This is a genomic window from Plantibacter flavus (assembly GCF_051487245.1).
Lineage (GTDB): Bacteria > Actinomycetota > Actinomycetes > Actinomycetales > Microbacteriaceae > Plantibacter > Plantibacter flavus_B.
Map to the genome: position 1 here is coordinate 702,637 of NZ_JAHVDH010000001.1, position 22,408 is coordinate 725,044.

General features: G+C 68.7%; 26 protein-coding genes, 1 tRNA gene and 1 other RNA gene. 19 read left to right on the forward strand and 9 right to left on the reverse strand.

Going from position 1 to position 22,408, the window contains the following annotated elements; all coding sequences use genetic code 11:
• Positions 1–25 precede the first annotated feature (25 nt).
• Complete coding sequence (locus KXS11_RS03205) at positions 26–301, forward strand: DUF3039 domain-containing protein (protein WP_437384133.1); 276 nt, start codon at positions 26–28, stop codon at positions 299–301.
• On the opposite strand, the gene KXS11_RS03210 is transcribed toward KXS11_RS03205, so the two are convergent.
• Complete coding sequence (locus tag KXS11_RS03210; RefSeq protein WP_437383999.1) at positions 302–1,630, reverse strand: nicotinate phosphoribosyltransferase; 1,329 nt, start codon at positions 1,628–1,630, stop codon at positions 302–304. It lies immediately after the preceding gene.
• Positions 1,631–1,719: 89 nt separating this feature from the next.
• Here KXS11_RS03210 and murI point away from each other — a divergent pair, with 89 nt between their 5' ends.
• Genes murI through rdgB form a run of 3 tightly spaced genes read left to right on the forward strand, consistent with a single transcriptional unit; the run spans position 1,720 to position 3,903 of the window.
• Positions 1,720–2,565, forward strand: coding sequence for a glutamate racemase (gene murI, locus KXS11_RS03215; RefSeq protein WP_437384000.1), 846 nt, complete (start codon positions 1,720–1,722; stop codon positions 2,563–2,565).
• Positions 2,558–3,292, forward strand: a complete 735-nt coding sequence (rph, locus tag KXS11_RS03220) for a ribonuclease PH (protein WP_437384001.1) — start codon at positions 2,558–2,560, stop codon at positions 3,290–3,292. The genes murI and rph overlap by 8 nt, the downstream gene beginning before the upstream one ends.
• Entirely contained in the window at positions 3,292–3,903 is a 612-nt protein-coding gene (gene rdgB, locus KXS11_RS03225; RefSeq protein ID WP_437384002.1) for an RdgB/HAM1 family non-canonical purine NTP pyrophosphatase, read from the forward strand. The genes rph and rdgB overlap by 1 nt, the downstream gene beginning before the upstream one ends.
• Before the next feature lie 25 nt (positions 3,904–3,928).
• Here the strand turns inward: rdgB and KXS11_RS03230 are convergent, their stop codons facing one another.
• Positions 3,929–5,107, reverse strand: a complete 1,179-nt coding sequence (locus KXS11_RS03230) for an anhydro-N-acetylmuramic acid kinase (RefSeq protein ID WP_437384003.1) — start codon at positions 5,105–5,107, stop codon at positions 3,929–3,931.
• A 190-nt stretch (positions 5,108–5,297) separates the two neighbouring features.
• On the opposite strand from KXS11_RS03230, the gene KXS11_RS03235 reads away from it, so the two are divergent.
• A complete protein-coding gene (locus KXS11_RS03235) occupies positions 5,298–6,209 on the forward strand; it encodes a cation diffusion facilitator family transporter (RefSeq protein ID WP_437384004.1) in 912 nt (303 codons plus the stop codon).
• 21 nt (positions 6,210–6,230) lie between these two features.
• Here KXS11_RS03235 and KXS11_RS03240 read toward each other — a convergent pair whose 3' ends face one another.
• Together KXS11_RS03240 and KXS11_RS03245 are read right to left on the reverse strand one after the other, a co-directional pair.
• Entirely contained in the window at positions 6,231–6,971 is a 741-nt protein-coding gene (locus tag KXS11_RS03240; protein WP_437384005.1) for a DedA family protein, read from the reverse strand.
• 51 nt (positions 6,972–7,022) lie between these two features.
• Positions 7,023–7,104, reverse strand: a tRNA-Leu gene (locus KXS11_RS03245).
• A gap of 240 nt (positions 7,105–7,344) precedes the next feature.
• On the opposite strand from KXS11_RS03245, the gene KXS11_RS03250 reads away from it, so the two are divergent.
• Positions 7,345–9,270 carry an anthranilate synthase family protein gene (locus KXS11_RS03250; protein WP_437384006.1) on the forward strand — a complete coding sequence of 642 codons (1,926 nt, stop codon included), beginning with the start codon at positions 7,345–7,347 and terminating at the stop codon, positions 9,268–9,270.
• 28 nt (positions 9,271–9,298) lie between these two features.
• On the opposite strand, the gene KXS11_RS03255 is transcribed toward KXS11_RS03250, so the two are convergent.
• Positions 9,299–10,051 carry an NAD(P)H-hydrate epimerase gene (locus tag KXS11_RS03255; protein ID WP_437384007.1) on the reverse strand — a complete coding sequence of 251 codons (753 nt, stop codon included), beginning with the start codon at positions 10,049–10,051 and terminating at the stop codon, positions 9,299–9,301.
• A gap of 101 nt (positions 10,052–10,152) precedes the next feature.
• Here KXS11_RS03255 and KXS11_RS03260 point away from each other — a divergent pair, with 101 nt between their 5' ends.
• The gene (locus tag KXS11_RS03260) at positions 10,153–10,425 is read left to right on the forward strand and encodes a DUF2277 domain-containing protein (protein ID WP_437384008.1); all 273 of its coding nucleotides are present in this window, start codon (positions 10,153–10,155) and stop codon (positions 10,423–10,425) included.
• 10 nt (positions 10,426–10,435) lie between these two features.
• Here KXS11_RS03260 and KXS11_RS03265 read toward each other — a convergent pair whose 3' ends face one another.
• Positions 10,436–10,669 (reverse strand): hypothetical protein, encoded by a 234-nt coding sequence (locus KXS11_RS03265; RefSeq protein WP_437384009.1) that lies wholly within the window; start codon positions 10,667–10,669, stop codon positions 10,436–10,438.
• 48 nt (positions 10,670–10,717) lie between these two features.
• Positions 10,718–11,110, reverse strand: coding sequence for a ribonuclease inhibitor (locus tag KXS11_RS03270; RefSeq protein WP_437384010.1), 393 nt, complete (start codon positions 11,108–11,110; stop codon positions 10,718–10,720).
• A 71-nt stretch (positions 11,111–11,181) separates the two neighbouring features.
• On the opposite strand from KXS11_RS03270, the gene KXS11_RS03275 reads away from it, so the two are divergent.
• Genes KXS11_RS03275 through KXS11_RS03305 form a run of 7 tightly spaced genes read left to right on the forward strand, consistent with a single transcriptional unit; the run spans position 11,182 to position 15,797 of the window.
• Positions 11,182–12,411 (forward strand): CpaF family protein, encoded by a 1,230-nt coding sequence (locus KXS11_RS03275; RefSeq protein WP_437384011.1) that lies wholly within the window; start codon positions 11,182–11,184, stop codon positions 12,409–12,411.
• Positions 12,408–13,277: a type II secretion system F family protein gene (locus KXS11_RS03280; RefSeq protein ID WP_437384012.1), complete on the forward strand. Its 870-nt coding sequence runs from the start codon at positions 12,408–12,410 to the stop codon at positions 13,275–13,277. The genes KXS11_RS03275 and KXS11_RS03280 overlap by 4 nt, the downstream gene beginning before the upstream one ends.
• Positions 13,274–14,212, forward strand: a complete 939-nt coding sequence (locus KXS11_RS03285; RefSeq protein WP_437384013.1) for a type II secretion system F family protein — start codon at positions 13,274–13,276, stop codon at positions 14,210–14,212. Before KXS11_RS03280 ends, KXS11_RS03285 begins: the two co-directional genes overlap by 4 nt.
• A 12-nt stretch (positions 14,213–14,224) precedes the next feature.
• Entirely contained in the window at positions 14,225–14,419 is a 195-nt protein-coding gene (locus KXS11_RS03290) for a hypothetical protein (RefSeq protein WP_437384014.1), read from the forward strand.
• 43 nt (positions 14,420–14,462) lie between these two features.
• Complete coding sequence (locus tag KXS11_RS03295) at positions 14,463–14,870, forward strand: TadE/TadG family type IV pilus assembly protein (protein WP_437384015.1); 408 nt, start codon at positions 14,463–14,465, stop codon at positions 14,868–14,870.
• On the forward strand, positions 14,845–15,336 hold the full coding sequence (locus KXS11_RS03300; protein ID WP_437384016.1) for a hypothetical protein: 492 nt from the start codon (positions 14,845–14,847) through the stop codon (positions 15,334–15,336). The genes KXS11_RS03295 and KXS11_RS03300 overlap by 26 nt, the downstream gene beginning before the upstream one ends.
• Positions 15,333–15,797 (forward strand): Tad domain-containing protein, encoded by a 465-nt coding sequence (locus KXS11_RS03305; RefSeq protein WP_437384017.1) that lies wholly within the window; start codon positions 15,333–15,335, stop codon positions 15,795–15,797. Before KXS11_RS03300 ends, KXS11_RS03305 begins: the two co-directional genes overlap by 4 nt.
• Before the next feature lie 34 nt (positions 15,798–15,831).
• On the opposite strand, the gene KXS11_RS03310 is transcribed toward KXS11_RS03305, so the two are convergent.
• On the reverse strand, positions 15,832–17,100 hold the full coding sequence (locus tag KXS11_RS03310) for an MFS transporter (protein WP_437384018.1): 1,269 nt from the start codon (positions 17,098–17,100) through the stop codon (positions 15,832–15,834).
• Between the two features lie 44 nt (positions 17,101–17,144).
• Between KXS11_RS03310 and prfB the strand changes: the two genes are divergently transcribed.
• The 4 genes from prfB (at position 17,145) to smpB (ending at position 21,089) form a co-directional block, all read left to right on the forward strand.
• Positions 17,145–18,254: a peptide chain release factor 2 gene (prfB, locus tag KXS11_RS03315; protein WP_437384019.1), complete on the forward strand. Its 1,110-nt coding sequence runs from the start codon at positions 17,145–17,147 to the stop codon at positions 18,252–18,254.
• 101 nt (positions 18,255–18,355) lie between these two features.
• The gene (gene ftsE, locus KXS11_RS03320) at positions 18,356–19,603 is read left to right on the forward strand and encodes a cell division ATP-binding protein FtsE (RefSeq protein ID WP_437384020.1); all 1,248 of its coding nucleotides are present in this window, start codon (positions 18,356–18,358) and stop codon (positions 19,601–19,603) included.
• A complete protein-coding gene (ftsX, locus tag KXS11_RS03325) occupies positions 19,600–20,514 on the forward strand; it encodes a permease-like cell division protein FtsX (protein ID WP_437384021.1) in 915 nt (304 codons plus the stop codon). The genes ftsE and ftsX overlap by 4 nt, the downstream gene beginning before the upstream one ends.
• 98 nt (positions 20,515–20,612) lie before the next feature.
• Positions 20,613–21,089, forward strand: coding sequence for an SsrA-binding protein SmpB (smpB, locus tag KXS11_RS03330; RefSeq protein WP_437384022.1), 477 nt, complete (start codon positions 20,613–20,615; stop codon positions 21,087–21,089).
• A 21-nt stretch (positions 21,090–21,110) separates the two neighbouring features.
• On the opposite strand, the gene KXS11_RS03335 is transcribed toward smpB, so the two are convergent.
• Complete coding sequence (locus KXS11_RS03335; RefSeq protein ID WP_437384023.1) at positions 21,111–21,815, reverse strand: SIMPL domain-containing protein; 705 nt, start codon at positions 21,813–21,815, stop codon at positions 21,111–21,113.
• Between the two features lie 159 nt (positions 21,816–21,974).
• On the opposite strand from KXS11_RS03335, the gene ssrA reads away from it, so the two are divergent.
• Positions 21,975–22,343: a transfer-messenger RNA gene (gene ssrA, locus KXS11_RS03340) on the forward strand.
• Positions 22,344–22,408 lie beyond the last annotated feature (65 nt).

The window sequence follows — 22,408 nt, forward strand, 5'->3', positions numbered from 1 at the left end:
GCAGCATGACAGCACGAGGCAGCAGATGAGTACGGTCGAGCCCGGGGGCATCCCCGACGGCGGTGGGACCGCGATCATGGATCGCGAGCTCGAGGAGCTCCTCGAGAGCGAGAACATCGAGCCGGGTGACCACGAGCGCTTCTCCCACTACGTGAAGAAGGAGAAGATCCTCGAGTCCGCACTGAGCGGCAAGCCGGTGAAGGCGCTATGCGGCAAGAAGTGGACGCCGGGACGCGACCCCGAGAAGTTCCCGATCTGCCCCGCCTGCAAGGACATCTACGAAAAACTCCTTCGCGACTGATCAGCCTTCGAGGTAGACCGTCGGCAGGACCGGGTCGCCCCGGGTGAGGCTGACAGCGCGGGGCGGAAGCTCTGCGACCGAGCGAGCACGGTGCTCCCGGGCGAGACGAGTGCCCGCCGCGCCGAGGTACTGCTCCGCGACGAGCCCGCCCTCAACGAGCGGAACCATCAACGGTCGCTCGGATGTGGCATCCCGCGCACCCTCGGGCGTGCCACCGGGACCGTCGCCGAGGTAGATCCGTTCTTCGCGCGCGACGCCGGAGCGATCGTACGCACGTGCGGCGGTCTTCCGACCGCCGACGGTCGCCTTCTCCGCGGACTTCTTCGCGACGCTGACCCATTCACCGTCGTCGCCCCGGTGCGCGACGAGCTTGTAGACCATGCCCATCGCAGGTGAGCCGGAACCGGTGACGACCGAGGTGCCGACCCCGTACGAGTCGACCGGGGACGCCGCGAGCGCGGCGACCGCGTGTTCGTCCAGGTCGTTGGTGACGGTGATGGTCGTCTTCGTCGCCCCCAGGTCGTCGAGGAGACGTCGTACCTGACCGACGACGATCGGCAGGTCTCCGGAGTCGATGCGGACGGCACCGAGCTCAGGACCCGCGAGCCGGACGCCGAGGCGGACCGCCTCCTCGATGTCGTAGGTGTCGACGAGGAGGGTGGTGCCTGCGCCCATCGCATCGATCTGTGCTCGGAAGGCGTCTTCCTCGGTGTCGTGGAGGAGCGTGAAGGAGTGCGCGGCGGTGCCCATGGTCGGGATGCCCCAGCTGCGTCCGGCCTCGAGGTTGGACGTCGCGCTGAAGCCGGCGATGTATGCAGCCCGTGCAGCGGCGATCGCCGAGCGCTCCCCGGTGCGGCGTGAGCCCATCTCTGCCAGCGGGCGGGTGCCAGCGGCGGAACTCATCCGCGCGGCAGCGGTGGCGACGGCGCTGTCGTAGTTGAAGACGCTCAGTGCGAGCGTCTCGAGGATGACGGCCTCCGCGAAGGTACCTTCGACGACGAGGACGGGGGAGCCGGGGAAGAAAACCTCGCCCTCCCGATAGCCCCAGATCGACCCGGAGAAGCGGTAGTCGGCGAGCCAGTCGAGGGCGGCGGCACTGACGACCTGCTCGTCGCGCAGCCACTCGAGCTCTGCTTCACCGAACCGGAACCGCTGCAGGAGGTCGAGGAAGCGCCCGGTGCCGGCGACGACCCCGTAGCGCCGCCCTCCCGACAACCGTCTGGCGAACAGCTCGAACAGGCACTCACGATCTGCGGTGCCGCGCTTGAGCGCGGCGTCCAGCATCGTGAGTTCGTAGCGGTCGGTGAGAAGAGCTGAGGACTCGTGCACCCGATCAGCCTAGCCGCGACCCCCGCCGGAGGACAGCGACGCTGCGCGTCTCAGGGAACGCGGCTGTCGGGACGGTAGGCTGGCTCATCGTGAACGACGCACCAATCGGCATCTTCGACTCCGGCGTCGGCGGGCTCACCGTGGCCAGGGCCATCAGCGATCAGCTGCCCGCCGAGTCCGTGATCTACATCGGCGACACCGCGCACTCCCCGTACGGCCCGAAGCCCATCGCCGATGTCCGCCGGTACTCGCTGGAAGTGCTCGACTCACTGGTCGACCAGGGCGTGAAGATGCTCGTGATCGCGTGCAACACGGCATCGGCGGCTATGCTCCGCGACGCCCGCGAACGCTACTCCGTGCCCGTCGTCGAGGTCATCCAGCCCGCCGTGCGGACGGCCGTCCGGAGCACCCGGAACGGCAGGATCGGTGTCATCGGGACCGAGGGCACCATCAACTCCCGGGCCTACCAGGACCTCTTCGACGTCAACCCCGAGCTCACGGTCTTCGGCCAGGCGTGCCCACGATTCGTCGAGTTCGTCGAAGCGGGCGTGACGACCGGGCCAGCTCTCCTCGACGCCGCCGAGGAGTACCTCGCACCGCTGCGTCACGCCGGCGTCGACACGCTCGTGCTCGGCTGCACGCACTACCCGTTCCTCAAGGGCGCCATCAGCTACGTCATGGGTCCGCAGGTGTCGCTCGTCTCGAGCGACACCGAGACGGCCAACGACGTCTACCGGGTCCTCGTCACCCGTGAGCTGCTCCGCGAGGACACCACGCCGGCCACCCACAGCTACGAAGCGACGGGCAGCAGCGCCGACGACTTCATCGCCTTGGCGAACCGCCTGATGGGTCGTGAGATCTCCGCGGTCTCCCTCGTCCAGACCGGCGTCATCGACCTTCCGTCCCACCGATCCGAGGAGTACCCCCATGAGTGACACCCTGCGCGCCGACGGCCGCACCAACGACCAACTTCGTGAGATCACCATCGAACGCGGTTGGAGCGAGCAGGCGGAGGGGTCGGCGCTCATCAGCTTCGGCCGCACGAAGGTGCTGTGCACGGCGTCCTTCACGAACGGTGTCCCACGCTGGCTCAAAGGCAAGGGCACCGGCTGGGTCACCGCCGAGTACTCGATGCTCCCGCGCTCGACGAACGAACGGATGGACCGGGAAGCGGTCAAGGGCAGGATCGGCGGACGGACGCACGAGATCTCGCGTCTCATCGGGCGGAGCCTGCGTGCGGTCATCGACACGAAGGCGCTGGGCGAGAACACGATCGTCATCGACTGCGACGTCCTGCAGGCCGACGGCGGTACCCGGACCGCAGCGATCACGGGTGCCTACGTCGCCCTCGCGGACGCCGTGGAGTGGGCGAAGGGCAAGAAGTTCATCGCGCAGAAGGCCACCCCGCTGACCGACAGCGTGTCGGCGGTGTCCGTGGGCATCATCGACGGCGTGCCCATGCTCGATCTGGCATACGTGGAGGACGTCCGCGCTGAGACCGACATGAACGTCGTCGTGACGGGTGGGGGCGACTTCGTCGAGGTGCAGGGGACGGCCGAGGGGGCGCCGTTCAAGCGCAGCGAACTCGACTCACTGCTCGACCTCGCGGTGGGCGGGGCGGCGTCGCTCAAGACGGTGCAGTTCGCGGCACTCGGCCGCTGATGGCGATCGAGATCGTCCTTGCGACGCACAACCAGCACAAGGTCGAGGAGTTCCAACGCCTGCTCTCGCGGGACGTCCCGGGCATCACGGTCGTCGCCTACGACGGCCCCGAGCCGGTCGAGGACGGCACGAGTTTCAGCGAGAACGCGCTGATCAAGGCACGGGTCGCGGCTGAGCACACCGGATCGATCGCCCTGGCGGACGACTCCGGCATCGGCGTCGAGATCCTCGGCGGCGCACCCGGCATCTTCTCGGCGCGCTGGGCGGGTTCGCAGCACGACTCGGCGGCGAACCTCGCTCTGCTGCTGGATCAGCTCCGCGACGTCCGCGAGCAGCACCGCGCGGCCTGGTTCGCCTGCCATCTCGCCCTCGTCGTACCCGCAGGCGTCAGCGGCATCGAGCCGTTCGAGCATGTTTCAGTCGGAACCTGGCATGGGGCGTTGGCGACGGAGTCCCGAGGCGAGCACGGTTTCGGCTACGACCCCGCGTTCGTGCCCGACGGCGACACGCGCAGCGCGGCAGAGCTCTCGCCCGCGGAGAAGAACGAATCGAGCCACCGCGCGCTCGCGTTCCGCGACCTCGTCCCCGTCCTGCAGGGTCTGCTGGGCTGAGCGCCTCGAGCGCGGCGCCGGTCGATCAGCGTCGAGCATCCTCGATCAGGAGCGATCGCGGTACCGCGAGCAGCGGAGCGGGCAACTGCAGGGGTCCATCGCCCGGGGTGAAGGAGCCGAGGATCCTCCGCGCGCGTGCTCCGGTGCCCGCGACGGTGGTCGCTGGCAGCCCGTTCACTGAGCACCACCCGATGAGCGCGAACAGGATCGCCTCCTTGTCGTCGGCCGGTGCGCCGAGGGCGTCGGAGAGGTCCACATCGACGTCGGGGCATGCGGCGCGGATGCCGGAGACGAGGACCGGATTGCGGCAGCCGCCTCCCGACAGGACGAGCCGGGTGATCCCGGCTCGGCGCACCTCGTCGGCGATCACGCGCACGGTGAACTCGGTGAGGGTCGCGACGAGGTCGACGACCGAGGGAGCGGTCCCGGCCCGAGCGACGCTTCGACGGACGTAGTCTCCGTTGAAGTGTTCCTTGCCCGTGCTCTTCGGCGACGGAAGCGCGAAGTACGGGTCGGCGAGCAGGACGGCGAGCAGGGCATCGTCGATCGTGCCTGCGGCGGCGAGTCGACCGTCCTCGTCATAGCCGAGGTCGTTCGCTCCGGTCTCGGTGATGACGGCGTCGATGAGCGCGTTGGCTGGCCCGAGGTCGTAGGCGGTGAGCGGTGCGTCCTCGGGGACGACCGTGATGTTGGCGATCCCTCCGAGATTGAGCGCGGCGGGCGTGCCGGGAAGGCCGGCCAGGAGCAACTCGTCCATGAACGCGATGAGCGGCGCGCCGTGTCCGCCGGCCGTGATGTCGCGGATGCGCACGTCGGACAGGACGGGGACGCCGGTGCGTTCGGCGATCCAGGCGGGCTGTCCGATCTGCAGGGTGCCGAGTGCGTGGGCGCCGTCCACCCAGTGGAAGACGGTCTGGCCGTGGGTCACGATGAGATCGATCGGTCCCTCGACGGCGTGTACAGCGGCCTCGGCGCTGTCGGCGAACGACTGCCCGATCAGCGTGTCGAGTTCGCACATCTCGGAGAACGTCGTCGCTGCGGGTGGCAGCGCGGCGACGAGCCGCGCGCGGAGGGTTGCCGGATAGGGCGTGGTGTCCGCGTGCTGGAGGACGCCGGTGAGCCGGTCTCCCACGAGCGTGAAGTCCACCACCGCCGCATCGATGCCGTCGTGCGAGGTGCCGGAGAGCAGGCCGAGAACGCGCATGCGTCCCTCCATCCGTGAAGAGGTTTGTGAGTTCGGGTTACATACTCATCCTGCCCGATCGGACCCGGCGACGCGAACGACTCGAGATGACGGCGTCGCCGTGGTGCAGATGATCATGATGCTCAGCATCATTCCTATCTCGGCATAGACCCTTCCAGAGGCGTCCGGAAGCTCGTACGGTTGAGACATCATGGGTCACGATCACTCGCACGCCGGCACCGCAAACCGCTCCAGACTCGCCATCGCGATCGCCATCATCGCGACGGTGCTGGTGGTCGAGCTCGTCGGCGCGTGGATCAGCGGCTCGCTCTCCCTGCTCGCCGACGCCGGGCACATGCTGTCCGATCTGACGGGACTGATCATCGCCCTCGTCGCCACGATCGTCGCGGCACGCCCGGCGACCGATCGGCAGACCTTCGGCTACCAGCGGGCCGAAGTGTTCGGGGCGCTCATCAACGGCCTCATCCTCGTCGCTGTCGCCGTCTCGGTCCTCATCGAGGGCGTCTCGCGGCTCCTCGACCCGGCTGAGGCGGAGGTGCAGAGCCTGCCGATGCTCATCGTGGCGATCGTCGGACTCGTGGCGAACGTCTGCGCACTCCTCGTCCTCCGCGGCGGTAAGGAGTCGTCGATCAACATGCGGGGCGCCTACCTGGAGGTGCTCGGCGACATGCTCGGCTCGGTCGCCGTCATCGTGGCGGCCGTCGTGATCATGTCGACGGGATTCGCGCAGGCGGATGCGATCGCGTCGCTCGCCATCGCCGCGATGATCGTCCCGCGCGCGCTCTCGCTGCTGCGCGACGTCGTCCGGGTGCTCAGCGAGTCCGCGCCAGCGGACACCGATGTCCAGGAGATCCGTGACCACCTGCTCGGCACCGAGGGCGTGGTCGCCGTGCACGACGTCCACGTCTGGCAGATCACCTCAGGTCACCCGGTGTTCTCGGCTCACATCGTGGTCGCGCAGGAGGTGTTCGCGCACGGCGGGACGGGGGAGCTCCTCGACCGTCTGGGCTCCTGTCTGCACGACCACTTCGATGTGGAGCACTCGACGTTCCAGCTGGAACCCGAGGAGCACGCCTCCCATGAGGACTCGCACCACCGTTGATGTCCGGCGGTCGGCGGGAGACTACGGCTTCTCGGTACCGCGGTCGCGCTTGAAGACGTCCTCGTTGGCGAGTTTCGCCGCTGCAGCGCGACGCTCCTCGTCGGTGACGGTGCCCTCGAGGCGCTTGGCCTTCCGGGTCGACTGCACGTAGTGCCAGATGGTGGGGATGAGGGTGATGACGACGGCACCGATGAGGATGACGTCGATGTACTCCTGCACGAACCCGGCGACGGGCGGGATGTAACCGAGGACGAAGCCGAAGTAGGTGAGACCGGCGCCCCAGATGAGGGCTCCGATGAGGTTGTAGATCGAGTACTTGCGGTAGTTCATGTGTCCGATGCCGGCGGCGATCGGGGCGAAGGTGCGCACGATCGGCACGAAGCGGGCGAGGATGACCGCGAGGGCACCGAAACGCTCGAAGAACGCGTTCGTCCGCTCGACGTTCTTGATGCTGAACAGCCCGGACTCCTTGCGTTCGAACACCCTGGGGCCGAGTTTGTGACCGATGAGGTAGCCCACCTCACCGCCGAGGAAGGCCGCGAATCCGATCGCGAGGCACACCCACCAGATGTCGATCTGGATGACGCCGCTGAACGTCAGGATGCCCGTGATGACGAGCAGGGTGTCGCCCGGGAGGAGGAATCCGACGAGGAGACCGGTCTCGGCGAAGACGATCGCACACACGACGACGAGGGCCCAGGGGCCGACGGCGGTGATGATGCCTTCCGGGTCGAGCCAGGGGATGAGTGCGGTGTGGACCATGCGCGGAGCTCCTGCTGTCGTGGAGGTGAGGGGTGAGACGACGGTGAAACGTGCGGGAGAAGGGACTTGAACCCTCACGCTCGAAAGCACAGGATCCTAAATCCTGCGTGTCTGCCAATTCCACCACTCCCGCGGGTGCGTTCAGTCTAGAGGAGGGCAGTCGGGAACGGCCTGTGCCTTGCTGGGCGGCGACGCCTGCGCGGCGGCTGCCCGGCGTGTATGCTCGCACCATGCGAACGACGTGTGCAACGAGCTGGTGGCCCGCCTCCTAGGCGGACCGCGCACGTGCACACACGACGACTCGACCGCCTGACAGGGCGGTCGTTCTCGTTCGGCGGCCCTGTCTGATCGGTCCCAGCCTGAGGACACCACCATGACCACCCTGCTCCACCGCGTGCTGCATGCCGGCCCGGACTTCCCGTTCGCCGTGCTCCGTCGCCACGGCGGCGACACCGTCGACCTGTACACGGGCGACATCGTCGACGTCGATGCGCTCGCGGACATCCCACTCGGCACCCCGGGCTCCTCGGTGCAGCCTGAGGTCCTGACGCTCGTGCCGTATCGCCAGGTGCGCGAGCGCGGTTTCGCCGCGATGGACGACGGCGCACCGCTGCGCTGTCTCGTCGTGACGGAGCGTGAGACGGTGTCGCTCGACGAACTGCTCGAACGTCTTCCGCAAGACGCGGTGCCGCTCGTGGGCGGTGGCTTCGACGTCTCCGACGACGACTACGCGGACATCGTCCGTCGGGTCATCGAGGAGGAGATCGGCCGGGGCGAGGGCGCGAACTTCGTCATCCGCCGGGAGTTCACCGCGACCACCGAGGTCCCTGCCGAGCGCGCGGTGCTCGCCTGGCTGCATGCACTGCTCCTCGGCGAGACGGGCGCGTATTGGACGTTCGCCGTCCACACCCCCGGGATCTCGATGGCGGGTGCGACGCCAGAGCGGCATGTGGCCGTGAACCGCGACCCTGACTCAGGCGACCGCACCGTCACCATGAACCCGATCAGCGGCACGTTCCGTCACCCTCGCAGCGGGGCGACGGGCGAGGACTTCCGCGCGTTCCTCGGCGACGTGAAGGAGACCGAGGAACTCTTCATGGTGGTGGATGAGGAGATGAAGATGATGAGCCGGGTGTGCGCCTCCGGTGGACGCATCCTCGGCCCGTACGTGAAGCAGATGTCCCGGCTCACGCACACGGAGTACCTGCTCGCGGGGACCAGCGACCTCGACGTCCGCGAGGTCCTGCGGCTGACGATGTTCGCACCGACGGTGACCGGTTCGCCCATGCAGAATGCATGCTCGGTGATCGCCCGCCACGAACGGAACGCCCGCGGGTACTACTCGGGTGTCCTCGCCCTCTTCACCCCTCTCGGCGACGGCGAGTACGAGCTCGACGCACCGATCCTGATCCGCACGGCCTACATCGACGATGCGGGGCTGGTTCGGGTGCCGGCCGGCGCGACGCTCGTGCGTCACTCCGATCCGACCTCTGAGGTGGCGGAGACGGCGGCGAAGGCGGCCGGAGTCCTCACCGCTCTCGGGGTCATGGCGCCCGCCGAACTCGGGCCGACCGTCGATCTCGCGGCGGAGCCCGGTGTCGAGGCGGCGCTCCGTGCCCGGAACGAGCGCCTGGCACCCTTCTGGTTGCAGCCGCAGCATCCGGCACCGGTCGGATCGCTCTCGGGTCGCACAGCACTCATCGTCGACGCCGAGGACGAGTTCACCGCGATGCTCGCCCACCAGCTCCGCCACTTCGGCATGACCGTCGTGGTCGAGCACTGGTCGAACGTGCACGACCCCCGGGTCGACGTCGACCTCCTCGTCGCCGGGCCCGGCCCCGGGGACCCGCTCGACCTCACCGAACCGCGTGTCCGGCGGCTCCACGAGCTCGTCTCGGCTCGTCTCGCCGCAGGTGCACCGTTGCTGGCCGTGTGCCTCAGCCATCAGGTGCTCGCGATCCAGCTCGGTCTCCCGATCGAGCGGCTCGACTCGCCGCGCCAGGGCCTGCAGCTCGACCTGGACCTCTTCGGCGAGCAGTCGCTCATCGGTTTCTACAACACCTTCACGGCGCGCGCCGGGACGGATGCGGCTCCGACCTCCGGGGTCGAGCTCGCGACGGATCCGCAGAGCGGTGACGTGTTCGCGATGCGGGGACGCGGGTTCGCCTCGGTGCAGGGCCACCTCGAATCCGTGCTGTCGCGTGACGGGCTCCGGACACTGGGTTCGCTCGCCGCTCACGCTCTGGCGGGTGTGGCCGCGCCCGCACCCGCAGCGGCGTCGGTGTCCAGCCGGAGCTGACCGCGTCCGGACGGCCGGGGGTCGTCGCTCAGGCCTCGGCCTGGTCGACACTGATGAACGGCACGATGCCCTCCAACTGCGGTCCCAAACCGATGTCGATCAGCCGCACATCGCCCGCGAACGCCGAACCCGGCGGGATCAGGAGCCCGGCCTTCACCGCTCCGAAGGTCACGGTGACCTCAGCAGGCAGCACGGCGCCCTCGGGCACCGTGCCCTCGTCGGGATCGATTCCGCTGGGAAGGTCGACCGCGATGACGGTCGGCCCGCCCGCGGATCGGACGATGGGAAGGACCGCCTCGACGATGTCCTTCGGGGCGCCGCGAAGGCTGGGGTTGCGACTCGCGCCGATACCGAAGATCCCGTCGACGACGAGCGACGCCTCCCGAGCGGCCGCAGCTGCGTCGGCGGGGTCCGCAGGGGAGCTCTCCAAGAACCGCACGCCGGCCTCGACCGCGGCGGCGTAGCCCGCCTCGTGGGCGTGGTCGCCGGTGCGGGCGGCGACGAGTTGCAGGGGCCGCCCATCGGGGCCGGTCGACGAGGCCAGTTCGGCTGCGGCGAACAGGGCGTCACCACCGTTGTCGCCGGACCCGACGAGGAAGAGTACGTTCCACGTCTCCGGCAGTGCGTCGTCCTGTGCCGTGCGGGCGTCGGCTCGCGCGGCGAGCACGTCTTGGATCGCGAGGGCGAGACCGCGCGCGGCTCTGGCCATGAGCGGCTCACCGGCGTCCATGAGCGGTGCTTCTGCGAGCCGGACCTGGTCTGCCGTATAGCCGTTGATCATGGGGCCACTCTTCCGCCTCGCGCCGTCTGCTGCAAGCGCGTCGAGACAACCACCGGTCCGGACCCCTGGATCGGTGGGCCGGGCGGGGTTAGCATGCCTGCATGTGCCGGAACATCCACACCCTCCACAACTTCGAACCAGCCGCCACTGACGACGAGGTCGCAGCTGCCGCCCTGCAGTACGTGCGGAAGATCAGCGGATCGACCAAGCCGTCGCAGGCCAACCAGGAGGCGTTCGATCACGCGGTCGCCGAGATCGCGCACATCACACGCCACCTCCTGGAGGACCTGGTGACCACTGCGCCGCCGAAGGACCGCGAGGTCGAGGCGCGGAAGGCGAAGGAGCGCTCGGCGAAACGGTTCGCGACCGCCTGATCCTGGCGGCTCAGCGGCCTTCGGGGCTCGGGCGGGCTGCAGCCCGTTCGCCCTGCTCCTGCGCCGCCACCCAGGCGTCGTGGGCACTCGTGTGCACCGCTTCGTCGTAGGCCGCCATCGCCGCCGCCATCGCGCGGCCGGCCACGCCGCGACGACGGGCGCGTGTCGCGAGCAGCACCAGCACGGCGATGATCGCGACGACCGCCAGGGTCACCACGATCCCGAACAGCAGGTCGGTGTCCATGGCTCGACGGTACCTGAGCCGCGATCACGCCGACAGGGGTTGCGCTGCTCAGGCCAGGTCGAGGGCGATGGCGGGATGGCCGGCGAACACCTCGAGGACGAGCTCGAAGTACGTCTTCCCGCGTCCGGCTTCGAGGTCCCGGAGCTGACCGGTGAGCAACGCGACGTTGTACGGCGCGCCGTGGTCGATCTTCGCCTGCAGCCATGTTGTCGTCGTGTGCAGGCCGAGCGCGGCCCGACTGTGTTCCGCGTCGGCCCAGACGAACCGAGGGTCGATGGCCTCGTGGAGTGCTCCGAAGCCGCCGTACAGCGCGTCGTCGAGGGCGTCGAGGCTCTCGCCCAGCCGCCAGTCCTCGCCGGCCATGAGAACGTCGTTGAGGACCTCGTAGAGCGAGGTGATGTCGTGGATGCGGGAGCCGTCGATGTGCAGGGTCGTCGTCACGTCGTCGAGCCTAGCGAGCGGACTGTGGATAACTTCGGCGGGGTTGCGCCGGTTTTCGTCATGATGGCGGCATGGGGACAGCTGCGGAGATCATCACGGCGCGCGTTCGCGATCGGGTTCGAGAGGAGTTCGGCGAGACGCGGAGACGCGGGGGAGCCGGGCGGATCGCCCGTGAGGAGGTCCGGCGGTACAACGAGCACGCGCTGAGCGATGCGACGCCGCTGATCGACGACGAGTCGGGGATGACGAGCGAGGTGCTCGCTGCGGTCACGGGGTTCGGGGCGATCCAGCCGCTGCTGGACGATCCGAGTGTCGAGGAGATCTGGATCAACGAGCCGACCCGGGTGTTCGTCGCGCGGGGCGGCGTCTCGGAACTCACCGACGTCCTGCTCACGGAGAGCGACGTCCGCGACCTCGTCGAGCGGATGCTCCGGGCGACCGGACGCCGCGTCGACCTCGCGAACCCGTTCGTCGACGCCTCGCTGCCGGACGGCTCGCGGCTCCACGTCGTCATCCCCGACGTCACCCGACGGCACATGTCGGTGAACATCCGGAAGTTCTCGAGCCGGATCCGCGACCTCGGGCAGTTGGTCGCCGCCGGGTCGATGAGCTACCAGGCTGCGGAGTTCCTCCGGGCCAGCATGATCGCCGGCGCGAACATCCTCGTCTCCGGAGCCACGCAGGCGGGCAAGACCACGCTGCTCGGCGCCTTGATCGCGTCCCTCGACCCCGCGTTGCGCATCGTGACCGTGGAGGAGACCTTCGAACTCGCGCCAGGCAACCGCGACGTCGTCGCGATGCAGTGCAGGCAGTCGAGCCTGGAAGGAACCGGTGAGATCACCCTCCGGCGGCTCATCAAGGAGGCGCTGCGCATGCGACCGGATCGCATCGTCGTCGGCGAGGTCCGTGAAGCGGAGAGCCTCGACCTCCTGATCGCGCTCAACAGTGGGCTGCCCGGGCTCTGCAGCATCCACGCGAACTCCGCCCGCGACGCGATCGGGAAGCTCTGCACCCTCCCGCTCCTCGCCGGTCGCAACATCGACTCCGCGTTCGTGCGTCCTGCGGTCGCGTCCTGCATCGACCTCGTCGTGCACTGCGAGCTCGACCGCTCGGGAAAGCGACGGGTCGCCGAGATCATCGCTGTCGGCGGAAGCGGTGAGGCACACACGATCGAGGCGTCGACGTTGTTCGAGCAGCACGCGGGGGAGCTCCGCGCCACGGGCCGCTTCCCGCTCCACGACGACAAGTACCGCGCAGCCGGGATCTCCCTCGCATCGATCCTGTCCGTCGACGATCGATGAGCCTCGTCGCCGGTGCCGTGCTCGCGGCCGGACTCCTGTTGATCCTCGCGCCCTGGTGGTGGCCGGAGCCTGAACCGCTTGCGACGGTCCTCGAGCGATGGCGTCCGATCGCGGCGCTGCGGGAGCTGCTCGTCCTGGCGGGCCTGCCCGGTCGGTACTGGGCTGCGACGATCGTGCTGTCCCTGCTCTGCGGCCTGGTCACAGCCTCGCTCGTGCAGGTGGTGTGTCAGGTGCTCCCATTGAGCGCGGTCGTCGGTTCCGCAGGGCTCGTCGCCCCCGTGGTCGTGCTCCGCGCGCGGGCGACCGCGAGACGACGACTGCAACGGGGGCTGTGGCCCGACGTCGTCGACCACCTGCTCTCCGCCATCCGATCCGGCCTCGCGCTCCCGGACGCCGTCGCAGCGCTGGCGACCGTCGGTCCGGCACCGCTTCGCCCGGCGTTCGCGGCGTTCACGGCTGACTACCGGGCCGCCGGACGCTTCTCCGACGGCCTCGACGATCTGAAGACGGCACTCGCCGACCCCGTCGCTGACCGGATCCTGGAGACCGTGCGCATGGCCCGCGACGTCGGCGGTACGGAACTGCCCACCGTCCTGCGCGCACTGTCGGCGGGCCTCCGCGAGGAGTCGGCCGTCCGCGCGGAGGCCGAGGCACGACAGTCCTGGGTCGTGAACGCCGCCCGACTCGGTGTCGCGGCGCCGTGGCTCATCCTCCTGCTGCTGTCCTCACGGCCGGAGGCGGCGCTCGCCTACAACTCCCGCGAGGGTGCTGTGCTCATCATCGCCGGGGTGGTCGTCTCTGCCCTCGCGTACCAGGCGATGCTCCGGGTCGGGCGCCTCCAGGCCGAACGGCGGTGGTTCAGATGAGCGCCGACGCCGGCATCGCCGTCGCGCTCGGCAGCGTGCTCGGCCTCGGCCTCTGGGCGCTCGCCATGCTGTTGCCGCCGCTCCGGCGCCCACAGCTCGCAGACCGCATCGCGCCCTACGTCGCCGACATCTCTCCGGTGGCGCGGGAGCAGTCGGGGAGACGCTCGACCGACCCGCTGCCGGTCGTCGCTGCGCTGCTCGTCCCCGTGTTGCGAGCACTCCGCTGGATCCTCGGCCTCGTCGGCGCCGATCAAGGGCTCGTCCTCCGCCGCCTCGGGCAGTCCGGCGGCCCCGCCCTCGAGCAGTACCGTCTGTCGCAGTTGCTCTGGGCTCTCGGTGCGTTCGCGGCCTCGACTGCGCTCGCCGTCGTCGTCTACGCCACCGGACGACTGCCGCTTCCGGTCGCCGCACTGCTGCCGCTCTTCGGAGCGGTCTTCGGGATCGTCCTCCGCGATCAGGCGTTGGCCCGCGCGGCGCGACGACGCGTGGCCCGTATCGAGGAGGAGCTCCCGACCGTGCTCGAGTTCCTGAGTCTGAGCCTCGCTGCCGGTGAAGCCATCACCGATGCCCTCGACCGCGTCGCGCGGGTCTCGGCCGGTGGCGAACTCGGCGGGGAGTTCCGTCGCGTGATGGCCGAGGTCTCGACCGGCATCCCGTTCCCCGTGGCGCTCCGCGAGTTCGAACACCGGCTGTCGATGCCGGTGCTCGCCCGCTGCGTCGACCAGATCCTCGGCGCGCTCGAGCGCGGCACACCGGTCGCAGCAGTTCTCCTCGACCATGCTCACGACGGGCGGGACAGGGCGAAACGACGTCTGCTCGAATCCGCCGGCAAGAAGGAAGTCGCCATGCTCGTCCCGCTCGTGTTCCTGATCCTGCCCCTGTCCATCATCATCGCGGTGTTCCCCGGAGCGTTCGTGCTCCGCACCGGTTTCTAACGAAAGGTCGCAATGTCCGCCCCCTCCTTCCTCGATCGCACTCTCCGTCACGGCCGTGCCCTGCTCCACGACGAGCGCGGCGACGTCCCCGGCTGGGTCCTGATCACGTTGATGACTGCCGGACTCGTTCTCCTGATCTGGGGTGTCGCCGGTCCCGCGCTCACCCAGGTGTTCGAGCAGGCCATCGAGCGTGTCTCCGGCATCTGAGGTGGTGCAGTGCTCGGAGGCGCGCATCAGCGAGGAGGGGCACGTGAAACCGGGCGTTCCTGCGTGGCACCGGTTCCGATCCGAAGAGGGCTCGGCCGTGGCGGAGTTCGTCTTCGTCGCAGCGATGCTCACGCTCCTGACGATGTCGGTCGTGCAACTCGCGCTCGCCCTCCACGTGCGGAACACGCTGATCGACTCGGCAGCCGAGGGTGCGAGGTTCGCCGCCCTCGCCGACACCGAGCTCGCTGAAGGCGTCGACCGCACCCGTGCGCTCATCGGCGTTGCCGTCGGTCGTGCATACGCGGAGGCGATCGAGGTGAGCCTCGACGATCGCGCAGGGGCGAGGATCGTGACTGTGTCCGTCGTGGCACCGTTGCCCGTCCTCGGCCTCATCGGTGCGCCCGGGCTCCTGGAGGTGCGTGGACATGCCGTGCTCGAAGAACTCGCCTGACCCGCGCTCCGTCCGATCCCTGTGCATCCGTGACGAGAGCGGGTCCGCTTCGCTCGAGTTCATCACCATCGGTCTCGTCCTGCTCGTTCCGCTGGTGTACCTGATCGTCGCGCTCTCGGGCGTGCAGGGCGCGGTGCTCGCCGCAGACGGAGCCGCTGCGCAAGCGGCGAAACTCTACGCCCGTGCGGGCGACGACACCCTGGGCCGGCAGCGGGCGGAGGATGCCCTCGCGCTCAGCCTGCTGGACTTCGACCTGGACCGGGCACAAGCCTCCCTCCGACTCGACTGCGAGCCGAACGGACTCCCGTGCGGCACCCGTGGCGGAACTGTCACCGCTTCGGTTCGCATCCTCGTCGCCCTGCCGCTCGCGCCGGAGCTGATCTCCATCGGGGTGGCGCTGCCGGTCGTCGGGAGCGCGACCGCGCCGGTCTCGCGCTTCGGCGCTCAGACGGCTGACATCGGATGAGCGCGGGGCTCCGGCGCCGCTGCCGCGTCGACGCAGCGGCGGAGGACGGCTCCACCATCCTGCTCAGCATCGGGTTCGCCGCCGTCACTCTCGCGCTCGTGTTCGTCGGGACGGCCGCGACCTCCCTGTACGTCGAGCACAAGCGCCTCTTCTCGCTGGCGGACTCGTTGGCGGCGATCGCCGCGGAGTCCTTCTCCGTCTCCGACGTCGCGCGGCAGCCTGACGGGAGCTTCGCGCCGCTGCTCGACGACGACCGCGTCCGAGAGAGCGCTGCGCAGGCGCTCGCCGCCAATGGGGCGGGCACGCTGCACGGCGTCGCGATCGACGAGGCCTCCTCCGAGGACGGCCGCAGTGCCGAGGTGGCGCTGTCGGCCGACTGGCGCCCGCCGTTCGTGACGCTGTTCGTGCCGGACGGCGTGCGTATCGAGGTCACCGCGCGGGCTCGGAGCGTGTTCTGGTGAGATCCGGCCGGACGACGGATGTCGTCGGCGCAGCTCACGGGAACGGCCGGGTGCCCCGGTCGATGAACCTCGGGATGAAGCGGAAGAGCAGGAACGCGCCGAGCAGCCCCACTCCGCCGATGGTTCCGGCAGCGAGGGAGATCGACGCCACAGCGGTGATGCCCGACATCGCGAGCGGTGCAGCCGCAGTACCGGCGTCCCCGAGGAACCGGTAGGCGCCGAGGAACGGGGCGGGGCGGTCGGGAGGCGCGAGGTCAGATCCGATCGTCATGAGGATGCCGCTGCCGAGCCCGTTCGAGATCGCCAGCACGAGTGCGACGCCGATGAACCAGCCCTCCGCGCCGCCGAGGTCGTGCGTGAAGGACAGCACGATGAAGCCCGTCCCGAGCCCGATCATGGACGGGACGGCGGTCCAGATGCGCCCCCACTTGTCCATGATCTGTCCGCTCGCATAGAAGAGCGCGAACTCCACGGCACCGACCACGCCGATGATGAGCGCGGTATCGGCCTCCGAGACGCCGATGCTGACCGCCCACAGGGGGAGCAGGACGGCTCGGCACGAGCGCAGTGCTCCGACGAGCGCTGCGGTCGTGCCCATCCGCGTGAGCACGGCGGCGTGCGCGCGGATGGAGGCGATGAGCCCGCTGGACTCCTCAGCCGCGAGTTCCTCGCCCTCGGTGCGCGGTTCGCCGTCGGGGGAGCGCACAGCCGTCGGCCGGCCGAACATCTCGGCAGGATCCGGCAGCACGAGCAGCGTGACCGCGGAGCCAGCGCAGCAGACGACCATGACCCAGAACGCAGCCTGCGAGGTGCCCGTGAGGTGGATCACGCCGGCCGCGAGGAACGGCCCGATGAACGTGCCCGCACGGAAGACGCCGCCGAGCGAGGAGAGCGCCCTCGCCCGGTACTTGACCGGGACGTAGGTGGTCATGAAGGCGTGACGAGCGAGGCCGAAGACGGCAGTCGCGAGCCCGATGCAGAAGATGCCGACGGCGAGGACGAAGGGGTTCGGTGAGATCGCCGCCGTCGCGACGCCGATGACGGCCAGGAGCGCTGCCCACATCATTGCGAAACGTTCACCGATGCGGCTCACGATCCAGCCGGCCGGCACGTCGCCGATGAGCTCGCCGAGCATGATCAGCGACGAGATGACGCCTGCCACGGCGAGCGTCGCGCCGAGGTTGCCCGCGACGGCGGGGATGACCGGGATGATGGCGCCCTCGCCGATCGAGAACAACAGCGTGGGGAGGAAGACCGCGACCGCGACGGAGCGCAGGTCGAACGGGCGTTCTTCGGAAGACATTCCCTCGATCGTACGCCCGGGGTGTGACGGTAGGCTGATCCCAAATGTTTGACTTGGACCTCTCCACACAGATCAGTAACCTCCGCTCGACGTTCGCGGACATCCGTACGGTCGTCGACGTCGACCGTCTCGAAGCCGAGATCGCCGAGTTGAGCGAGCAGGCGGGCGCCCAGGATCTCTGGGACGACACGGCGAACGCGCAGAAGGTGACGAGCGCGCTCAGCCACCGGCAGTCGGAGCTCGCCCGGATCACGAGCATCGCGAACCGCCTCGACGACCTCGAGGTGCTCGTGGAGCTCGCGAGCGACGCCGAGGACGAGGAATCCGCCGAAGAGGCGCGGGCCGAGCTCGTGAGCCTGCAGAAGGTGCTCGGCGACCTCGAGGTCCAGACCCTGCTGAGCGGTGAGTACGACCCGCGGCCGGCGGTCGTCACGATCCGTGCCGGCGCCGGTGGCGTGGACGCCGCCGACTTCGCAGACATGCTGTTCCGGATGTACCTGCGTTGGGCCGAGCAGCACAAGTACCCCGTCACCGTCATGGACGTCAGCTATGCGGAGGAGGCCGGTATCAAGTCGGCGACCTTCGAAGTGGACGCGCCGTACGCGTTCGGCACACTCAGTGTGGAGGCCGGGACCCACCGCCTCGTGCGCATGAGTCCGTTCGGCGCGGCCGGCAAACGCCAGACGAGCTTCGCCGCCGTCGAGGTCATCCCGCTCATGGAGGAGACGGAGATCGTCGAGATCCCCGAGTCCGACATCCGCGTCGACGTCTTCCGATCGAGCGGCCCCGGCGGTCAGTCGGTCAACACGACCGACTCCGCGGTGCGCATCACCCACCTCCCGACGGGCACGGTGGTCTCGATGCAGAACGAGAAGAGCCAGATCCAGAACCGCGCGGCCGCCATGCGCGTGCTGCAGTCGCGCCTCCTCCTCATCCAGAAGGAGCAGGAGGCAGCGACGAAGAAGGAGCTCGCCGGCAACATCACCGCGAGCTGGGGCGACCAGATGCGCTCCTACGTGCTCGCGCCGTACCAGATGGTCAAGGACCTCCGCACAGAGCACGAGCAGGGTAACCCGGCTGCGGTGTTCGACGGCGACCTCGACGGCTTCATCGCGGCGGGCATCCGCTGGCGTTCGATGGCGAAGGCCGAGTAGCGACACCGGCGTCAAAGGATTCGCCCAGCCCCCGTACAGGGTGCAGAACTCGGGCGTGTCCTGCCCGCATTCGTCGGGTGGCTCCTTAAGCTCAAGGAGCCATGATTCGGTTTGATCACATCTCCAAGAAGTATCCGGGAACCTCGCGTCCCGCGCTGAACGACGTCGACTTCGAGATCCTGCGTGGAGAGTTCATCTTCCTCGTGGGGGCCTCAGGGTCCGGCAAGTCGAGCTGCCTCCGCCTGATGCTCAAGGAGGACAAGCCGAGCAAGGGCAAGATCCATGTGCTCGGCCACGACCTCGGTTCGATCTCGAACCGCAAGGTCCCTTACTTCCGCCGCAGTCTGGGGGTGGTGTTCCAGGACTTCCGTCTGCTCCCGAGCAAGACGGTCTACCAGAACGTCGCGTTCACGCTGCAGGTGATCGGCAAGTCCCGAGGCTTCGTCCAGGAGGCCGTCCCAGACGTCCTCAAGATGGTCGGGCTCGAGGGCAAGGCGCAGCGTCTGCCGCACGAGCTCTCCGGTGGTGAGCAGCAGCGCGTCGCGATCGCCCGGGCGATCGTGAACAAGCCGCAGATCCTGCTCGCCGACGAACCGACGGGTAACCTCGACCCCGCGACCAGCGCCGGCATCATGCAGCTCCTGGAGCGCATCAACGCCGGCGGCACGACCGTCGTCATGGCCACCCACGAGGCCGGCTTCGTCGACCAGATGCAGCGCCGCGTGATCGAGCTCCAGGACGGACGCATCGTCCGTGACGAGCGACACGGCGGATACGGCACGACCGCGGCCATCCCGGGGCTCGTCCGCGGGTCCTCGTCCGCTGGTGTCCCGACATCCGCCGAGTCCGAGCCGACCACGAGCGCGGTGGCGGCTGCTGCTGTCGCCGCGCCCGTCGTCACCCCGGTTGCCACGCAGGCTCCGGCCGAGCCGGTCGTCACGACGCCGGTCGTGAGCGAACCGGCGCCGACGCCGGTCACCACTGCCGTGCCCGTCGCCGCGCCGACGCCCGAACCCGAGCGAGAGGTCGCCCCGGCAGCTGCTGCGGCGACCCCGGCCGCGCCACCGGAGACCCCGGTTGCGCCTGAGTCGACGGCGTCCGAGCCCGTGACGCAGCCCGATGTCCCGGCCCAGCCAGCCCAGCCGGCACCGCTGGCTCCCGCTGCGGCCGCTCCGGAGGTCGCGCCGCCACAACGACTGAGCAACGCCACCGGCCCCATCGGGCTGCCGGCACGCAACGAGATCGACCCCATCGAGGTCGAACACCTGTCGCTCGCTGAGCGACTCGGCCTGCGCGCTGCGGCGCGAGGCTCGGAAGACGGAGAGCAGAACGTGGGGCCGACCAAGTGAGACTCGCACTGATCTGGTCCGAGGTCTGGAACGGCCTGCGTCGCAACGTGTCGATGGTCGTGTCCGTCGTGCTCGTGACGTTCATCTCCCTGACCTTCGTCGGCACGGCCGTGCTCCTGCAGATGCAGATCGGCCAGATGAAGAACTACTGGTACGACCGCGCCCAGGTGGCGATCTACCTCTGCACCGCCGACAGCGCGGGGGACACCTGTGCCGCCGGTGCCGCGACCGAGGAGCAACGCGCCGCCGTGCAGAGCGCCTTAGAGTCCTCGACGCTCGCCCCGTTCGTCGACAAGTTCTACTTCGAGGACCAGGCGCAGGCGTTCACGAACTTCCAGGAGCAGTTCAAGGGCAACGACATCGCGCAGTTCGTGACCGCGGACCAGCTGCCCGAGACGTTCTGGGTGAACATGAAGGACGCCTCGCAGTCCGACGTGCTCGTCGAGGCGTTCTCCGGCGTCGCGGGCGTTGAGCAGGTGACGGATCAACGCCAGTATCTCGACCAGATCTTCTCGGTCCTGAACATCGCCAGTTACACGGCGATCGGGATCGCGGCGCTCATGCTCGTCGCCGCGGCGCTGCTGATCGCGACGACGATCCGATTGTCGGCGTACTCGAGACGCCGGGAGCTCGGCATCATGCGACTGGTGGGTGCGTCGAACCGGTTCATCCAGACGCCGTTCATCCTGGAGGGCGTGTTCGCCGCGCTCATCGGATCGATCCTCGCGGCCGGGGCGGTGATCACCATCGTGCAGGTGTTCGTCCAGGGCTACCTCGCGGATCGGATGAGATACGTGAACTTCGTCGATCTCGGGGACGCGTTCGTCGTCCTGCCGATCCTGTTGCTCGTGGGGGTGCTGCTCGCAGCCGTGTCCGCGAACTTCGCGATCTCCCGATATCTCAAGGTCTGATGCTCCGAGCGCGTCCTCGGCTGCGTTAGACTGACAGGCTGCCGCGTTCGCGGCCGGTCCGCGCGAGTGGATCCCATCTTCACCGTCAGGAGTACACCGTGCCGAGGGAACGGGGCGAGAACGTCGTAGCCACGAACCGGAAGGCCCGCCACGACTACACGATCGAGGACACCTACGAGGCCGGAATGGTCCTGTCGGGAACCGAGGTCAAGTCGTTGCGAGCCGGGCGGGCGTCGCTCGTCGACGGCTACGCCTACATCGATCGTCGCGAGGCGTGGCTCGATGCGGTGCACATCCCGGAATACGGGCAGGGCACGTGGACGAACCACCCGCCGAGGCGGAAGCGCAAGCTCCTCCTGCATCGTGAGCAGATCGACAAGATTGCCCACAAGATCGCGCCGGGTGGCTTCACGCTCGTGCCGCTGAAGATCTACTTCAAGGACGGCAAGGCCAAGGTCGAGATCGCGGTTGCGAAGGGGAAGAAGGAGTACGACAAGCGCCACGCCCTGCGGGAGAAGCAGGACACGCGTGAGGCAGCTCGTGCCATGGCGACCCGGAACCGCCTGGGCGAGTAGTCCGCTCTCGGCCGGTTGGCGTCACTCGGCTGCGAACCGGGCGTGGACGACGACCTCGATCTCCAGGTCGCTCGGTTCCAGGACGATCCCCTCACCGGTGGTCGACGCCGAGGCCGACTTCATCAGCCGGGGTGCAGCAGCGTCCGCGGCCATCGCCGGGATGGCATTCCCGCTCGGGAGGAGGCCCGGGTCGCTGATCGCGACCGGGTGGACCGATGGGAAGCCGAGCGCGGCGCCGATCGTCTCCGCGCGTCGTCGGGCGTCGGCGACCGCATCGGTGAGCGCCGTCGTCTCGGCGGCGATCCGACTCGCCTCCGTCAAGCTCCAGTCGAGCTGCTGCACCGTGACGCCCTCGGTCTCGATGATCGTCGAGAGCCACGCGCTGAGGCGTTCCCGGTCGTCGAAGACCGCGGTGAGTGTCGCCGCGGCATGGTGAACGAGCGCGAGCTGCTCGCCCTGCTGGTTCCACGGGCGGGCCTCCCAAGCGCGCAGCTGCGGAGCACTCCACCTGACGACGCCCGCCACCGGGGCGGCCCGCTCGCCGAGCGTGGCAGCGACCGCCGTGTGGACCTCCGTCGTGCGGGTGAGCACCTCGCTGCGGACCGGACCGTCGAACTCGACCGTGATGAGTGCGGTCGCGAGTTCAGGGGAGTGCCGCACGGTGGCGGCTCCCTGCACGGAGATGGTCGTCCGCTCCTGCGCGGTTCCGTTCGCTCGTGGTTCCATGCAGCGAGCGTACCGTTCGAGGTGGCATCCGAGCAGGATGCGAGCTATACTTGAGGGCTGCACCGAAAGGTGCCTGGCGCCGGTTCGCCGGTGGTTTGACAATTCGACAGCGTATGACAACGACCCTCTTCACCTCGGTCTCCGGGGCGTCGAGCGCATGGGGATGATCGGTTTCGACATTGCCTGCGAAACTGCGAGAAGCGGGTCGAGGATGCAGGGTTATCTCGTTAACGATCTCTGCAAAACAACAAGTGCCAACTCTAAGCGCACTGACTTCGCCCTCGCTGCTTAAGCGAGCCCGTTAGTCCGTCAGACCGAGCGTGTCCCCGTCTCGGATCCTGGCGTCATCTAGGGGACTTGCTGGATGACGGAGCCGCGACGTCATTCGGGACTTTTCCTCGGCTGGGCCCGTCGACCAAGATGCCCGTGTCAATGGTCGGGGCCGAGTAGAACGTTTCATGGGATACGCCCGTAGAAGGCGCAGAATCACAGCAGTGGACGGGGGTTCAATTCCCCCCATCTCCACACCTGGTCGTTGTCATACGCTGCCGGATCGACGAAAGGCCTCCACTTCGGTGGGGGCCTTTCGTCGT

Excerpts from the sequence above, each read along its gene's own strand:
- KXS11_RS03335 (WP_437384023.1), bottom strand. The coding sequence starts at position 21,815 with ATGGAACCACGAGCGAACGGAACCGCGCAGGAGCGGACGACCATCTCC.
- KXS11_RS03275 (WP_437384011.1), top strand. The coding sequence starts at position 11,182 with ATGGGGACAGCTGCGGAGATCATCACGGCGCGCGTTCGCGATCGGGTT.
- KXS11_RS03280 (WP_437384012.1), top strand. The coding sequence starts at position 12,408 with ATGAGCCTCGTCGCCGGTGCCGTGCTCGCGGCCGGACTCCTGTTGATC.
- KXS11_RS03285 (WP_437384013.1), top strand. The coding sequence starts at position 13,274 with ATGAGCGCCGACGCCGGCATCGCCGTCGCGCTCGGCAGCGTGCTCGGC.
- KXS11_RS03260 (WP_437384008.1), top strand. The coding sequence starts at position 10,153 with ATGTGCCGGAACATCCACACCCTCCACAACTTCGAACCAGCCGCCACT.
- prfB (WP_437384019.1), top strand. The coding sequence starts at position 17,145 with ATGTTTGACTTGGACCTCTCCACACAGATCAGTAACCTCCGCTCGACG.
- KXS11_RS03235 (WP_437384004.1), top strand. The coding sequence starts at position 5,298 with ATGGGTCACGATCACTCGCACGCCGGCACCGCAAACCGCTCCAGACTC.
- rdgB (WP_437384002.1), top strand. The coding sequence starts at position 3,292 with ATGGCGATCGAGATCGTCCTTGCGACGCACAACCAGCACAAGGTCGAG.
- KXS11_RS03310 (WP_437384018.1), bottom strand. The coding sequence starts at position 17,100 with ATGTCTTCCGAAGAACGCCCGTTCGACCTGCGCTCCGTCGCGGTCGCG.
- KXS11_RS03250 (WP_437384006.1), top strand. The coding sequence starts at position 7,345 with ATGACCACCCTGCTCCACCGCGTGCTGCATGCCGGCCCGGACTTCCCG.
- KXS11_RS03240 (WP_437384005.1), bottom strand. The coding sequence starts at position 6,971 with ATGGTCCACACCGCACTCATCCCCTGGCTCGACCCGGAAGGCATCATC.
- KXS11_RS03265 (WP_437384009.1), bottom strand. The coding sequence starts at position 10,669 with ATGGACACCGACCTGCTGTTCGGGATCGTGGTGACCCTGGCGGTCGTC.
- ftsE (WP_437384020.1), top strand. The coding sequence starts at position 18,356 with ATGATTCGGTTTGATCACATCTCCAAGAAGTATCCGGGAACCTCGCGT.
- KXS11_RS03290 (WP_437384014.1), top strand. The coding sequence starts at position 14,225 with ATGTCCGCCCCCTCCTTCCTCGATCGCACTCTCCGTCACGGCCGTGCC.
- rph (WP_437384001.1), top strand. The coding sequence starts at position 2,558 with ATGAGTGACACCCTGCGCGCCGACGGCCGCACCAACGACCAACTTCGT.
- KXS11_RS03305 (WP_437384017.1), top strand. The coding sequence starts at position 15,333 with ATGAGCGCGGGGCTCCGGCGCCGCTGCCGCGTCGACGCAGCGGCGGAG.
- KXS11_RS03255 (WP_437384007.1), bottom strand. The coding sequence starts at position 10,051 with ATGATCAACGGCTATACGGCAGACCAGGTCCGGCTCGCAGAAGCACCG.
- KXS11_RS03230 (WP_437384003.1), bottom strand. The coding sequence starts at position 5,107 with ATGCGCGTTCTCGGCCTGCTCTCCGGCACCTCGCACGACGGCATCGAT.
- KXS11_RS03205 (WP_437384133.1), top strand. The coding sequence starts at position 26 with ATGAGTACGGTCGAGCCCGGGGGCATCCCCGACGGCGGTGGGACCGCG.
- KXS11_RS03300 (WP_437384016.1), top strand. The coding sequence starts at position 14,845 with ATGCCGTGCTCGAAGAACTCGCCTGACCCGCGCTCCGTCCGATCCCTG.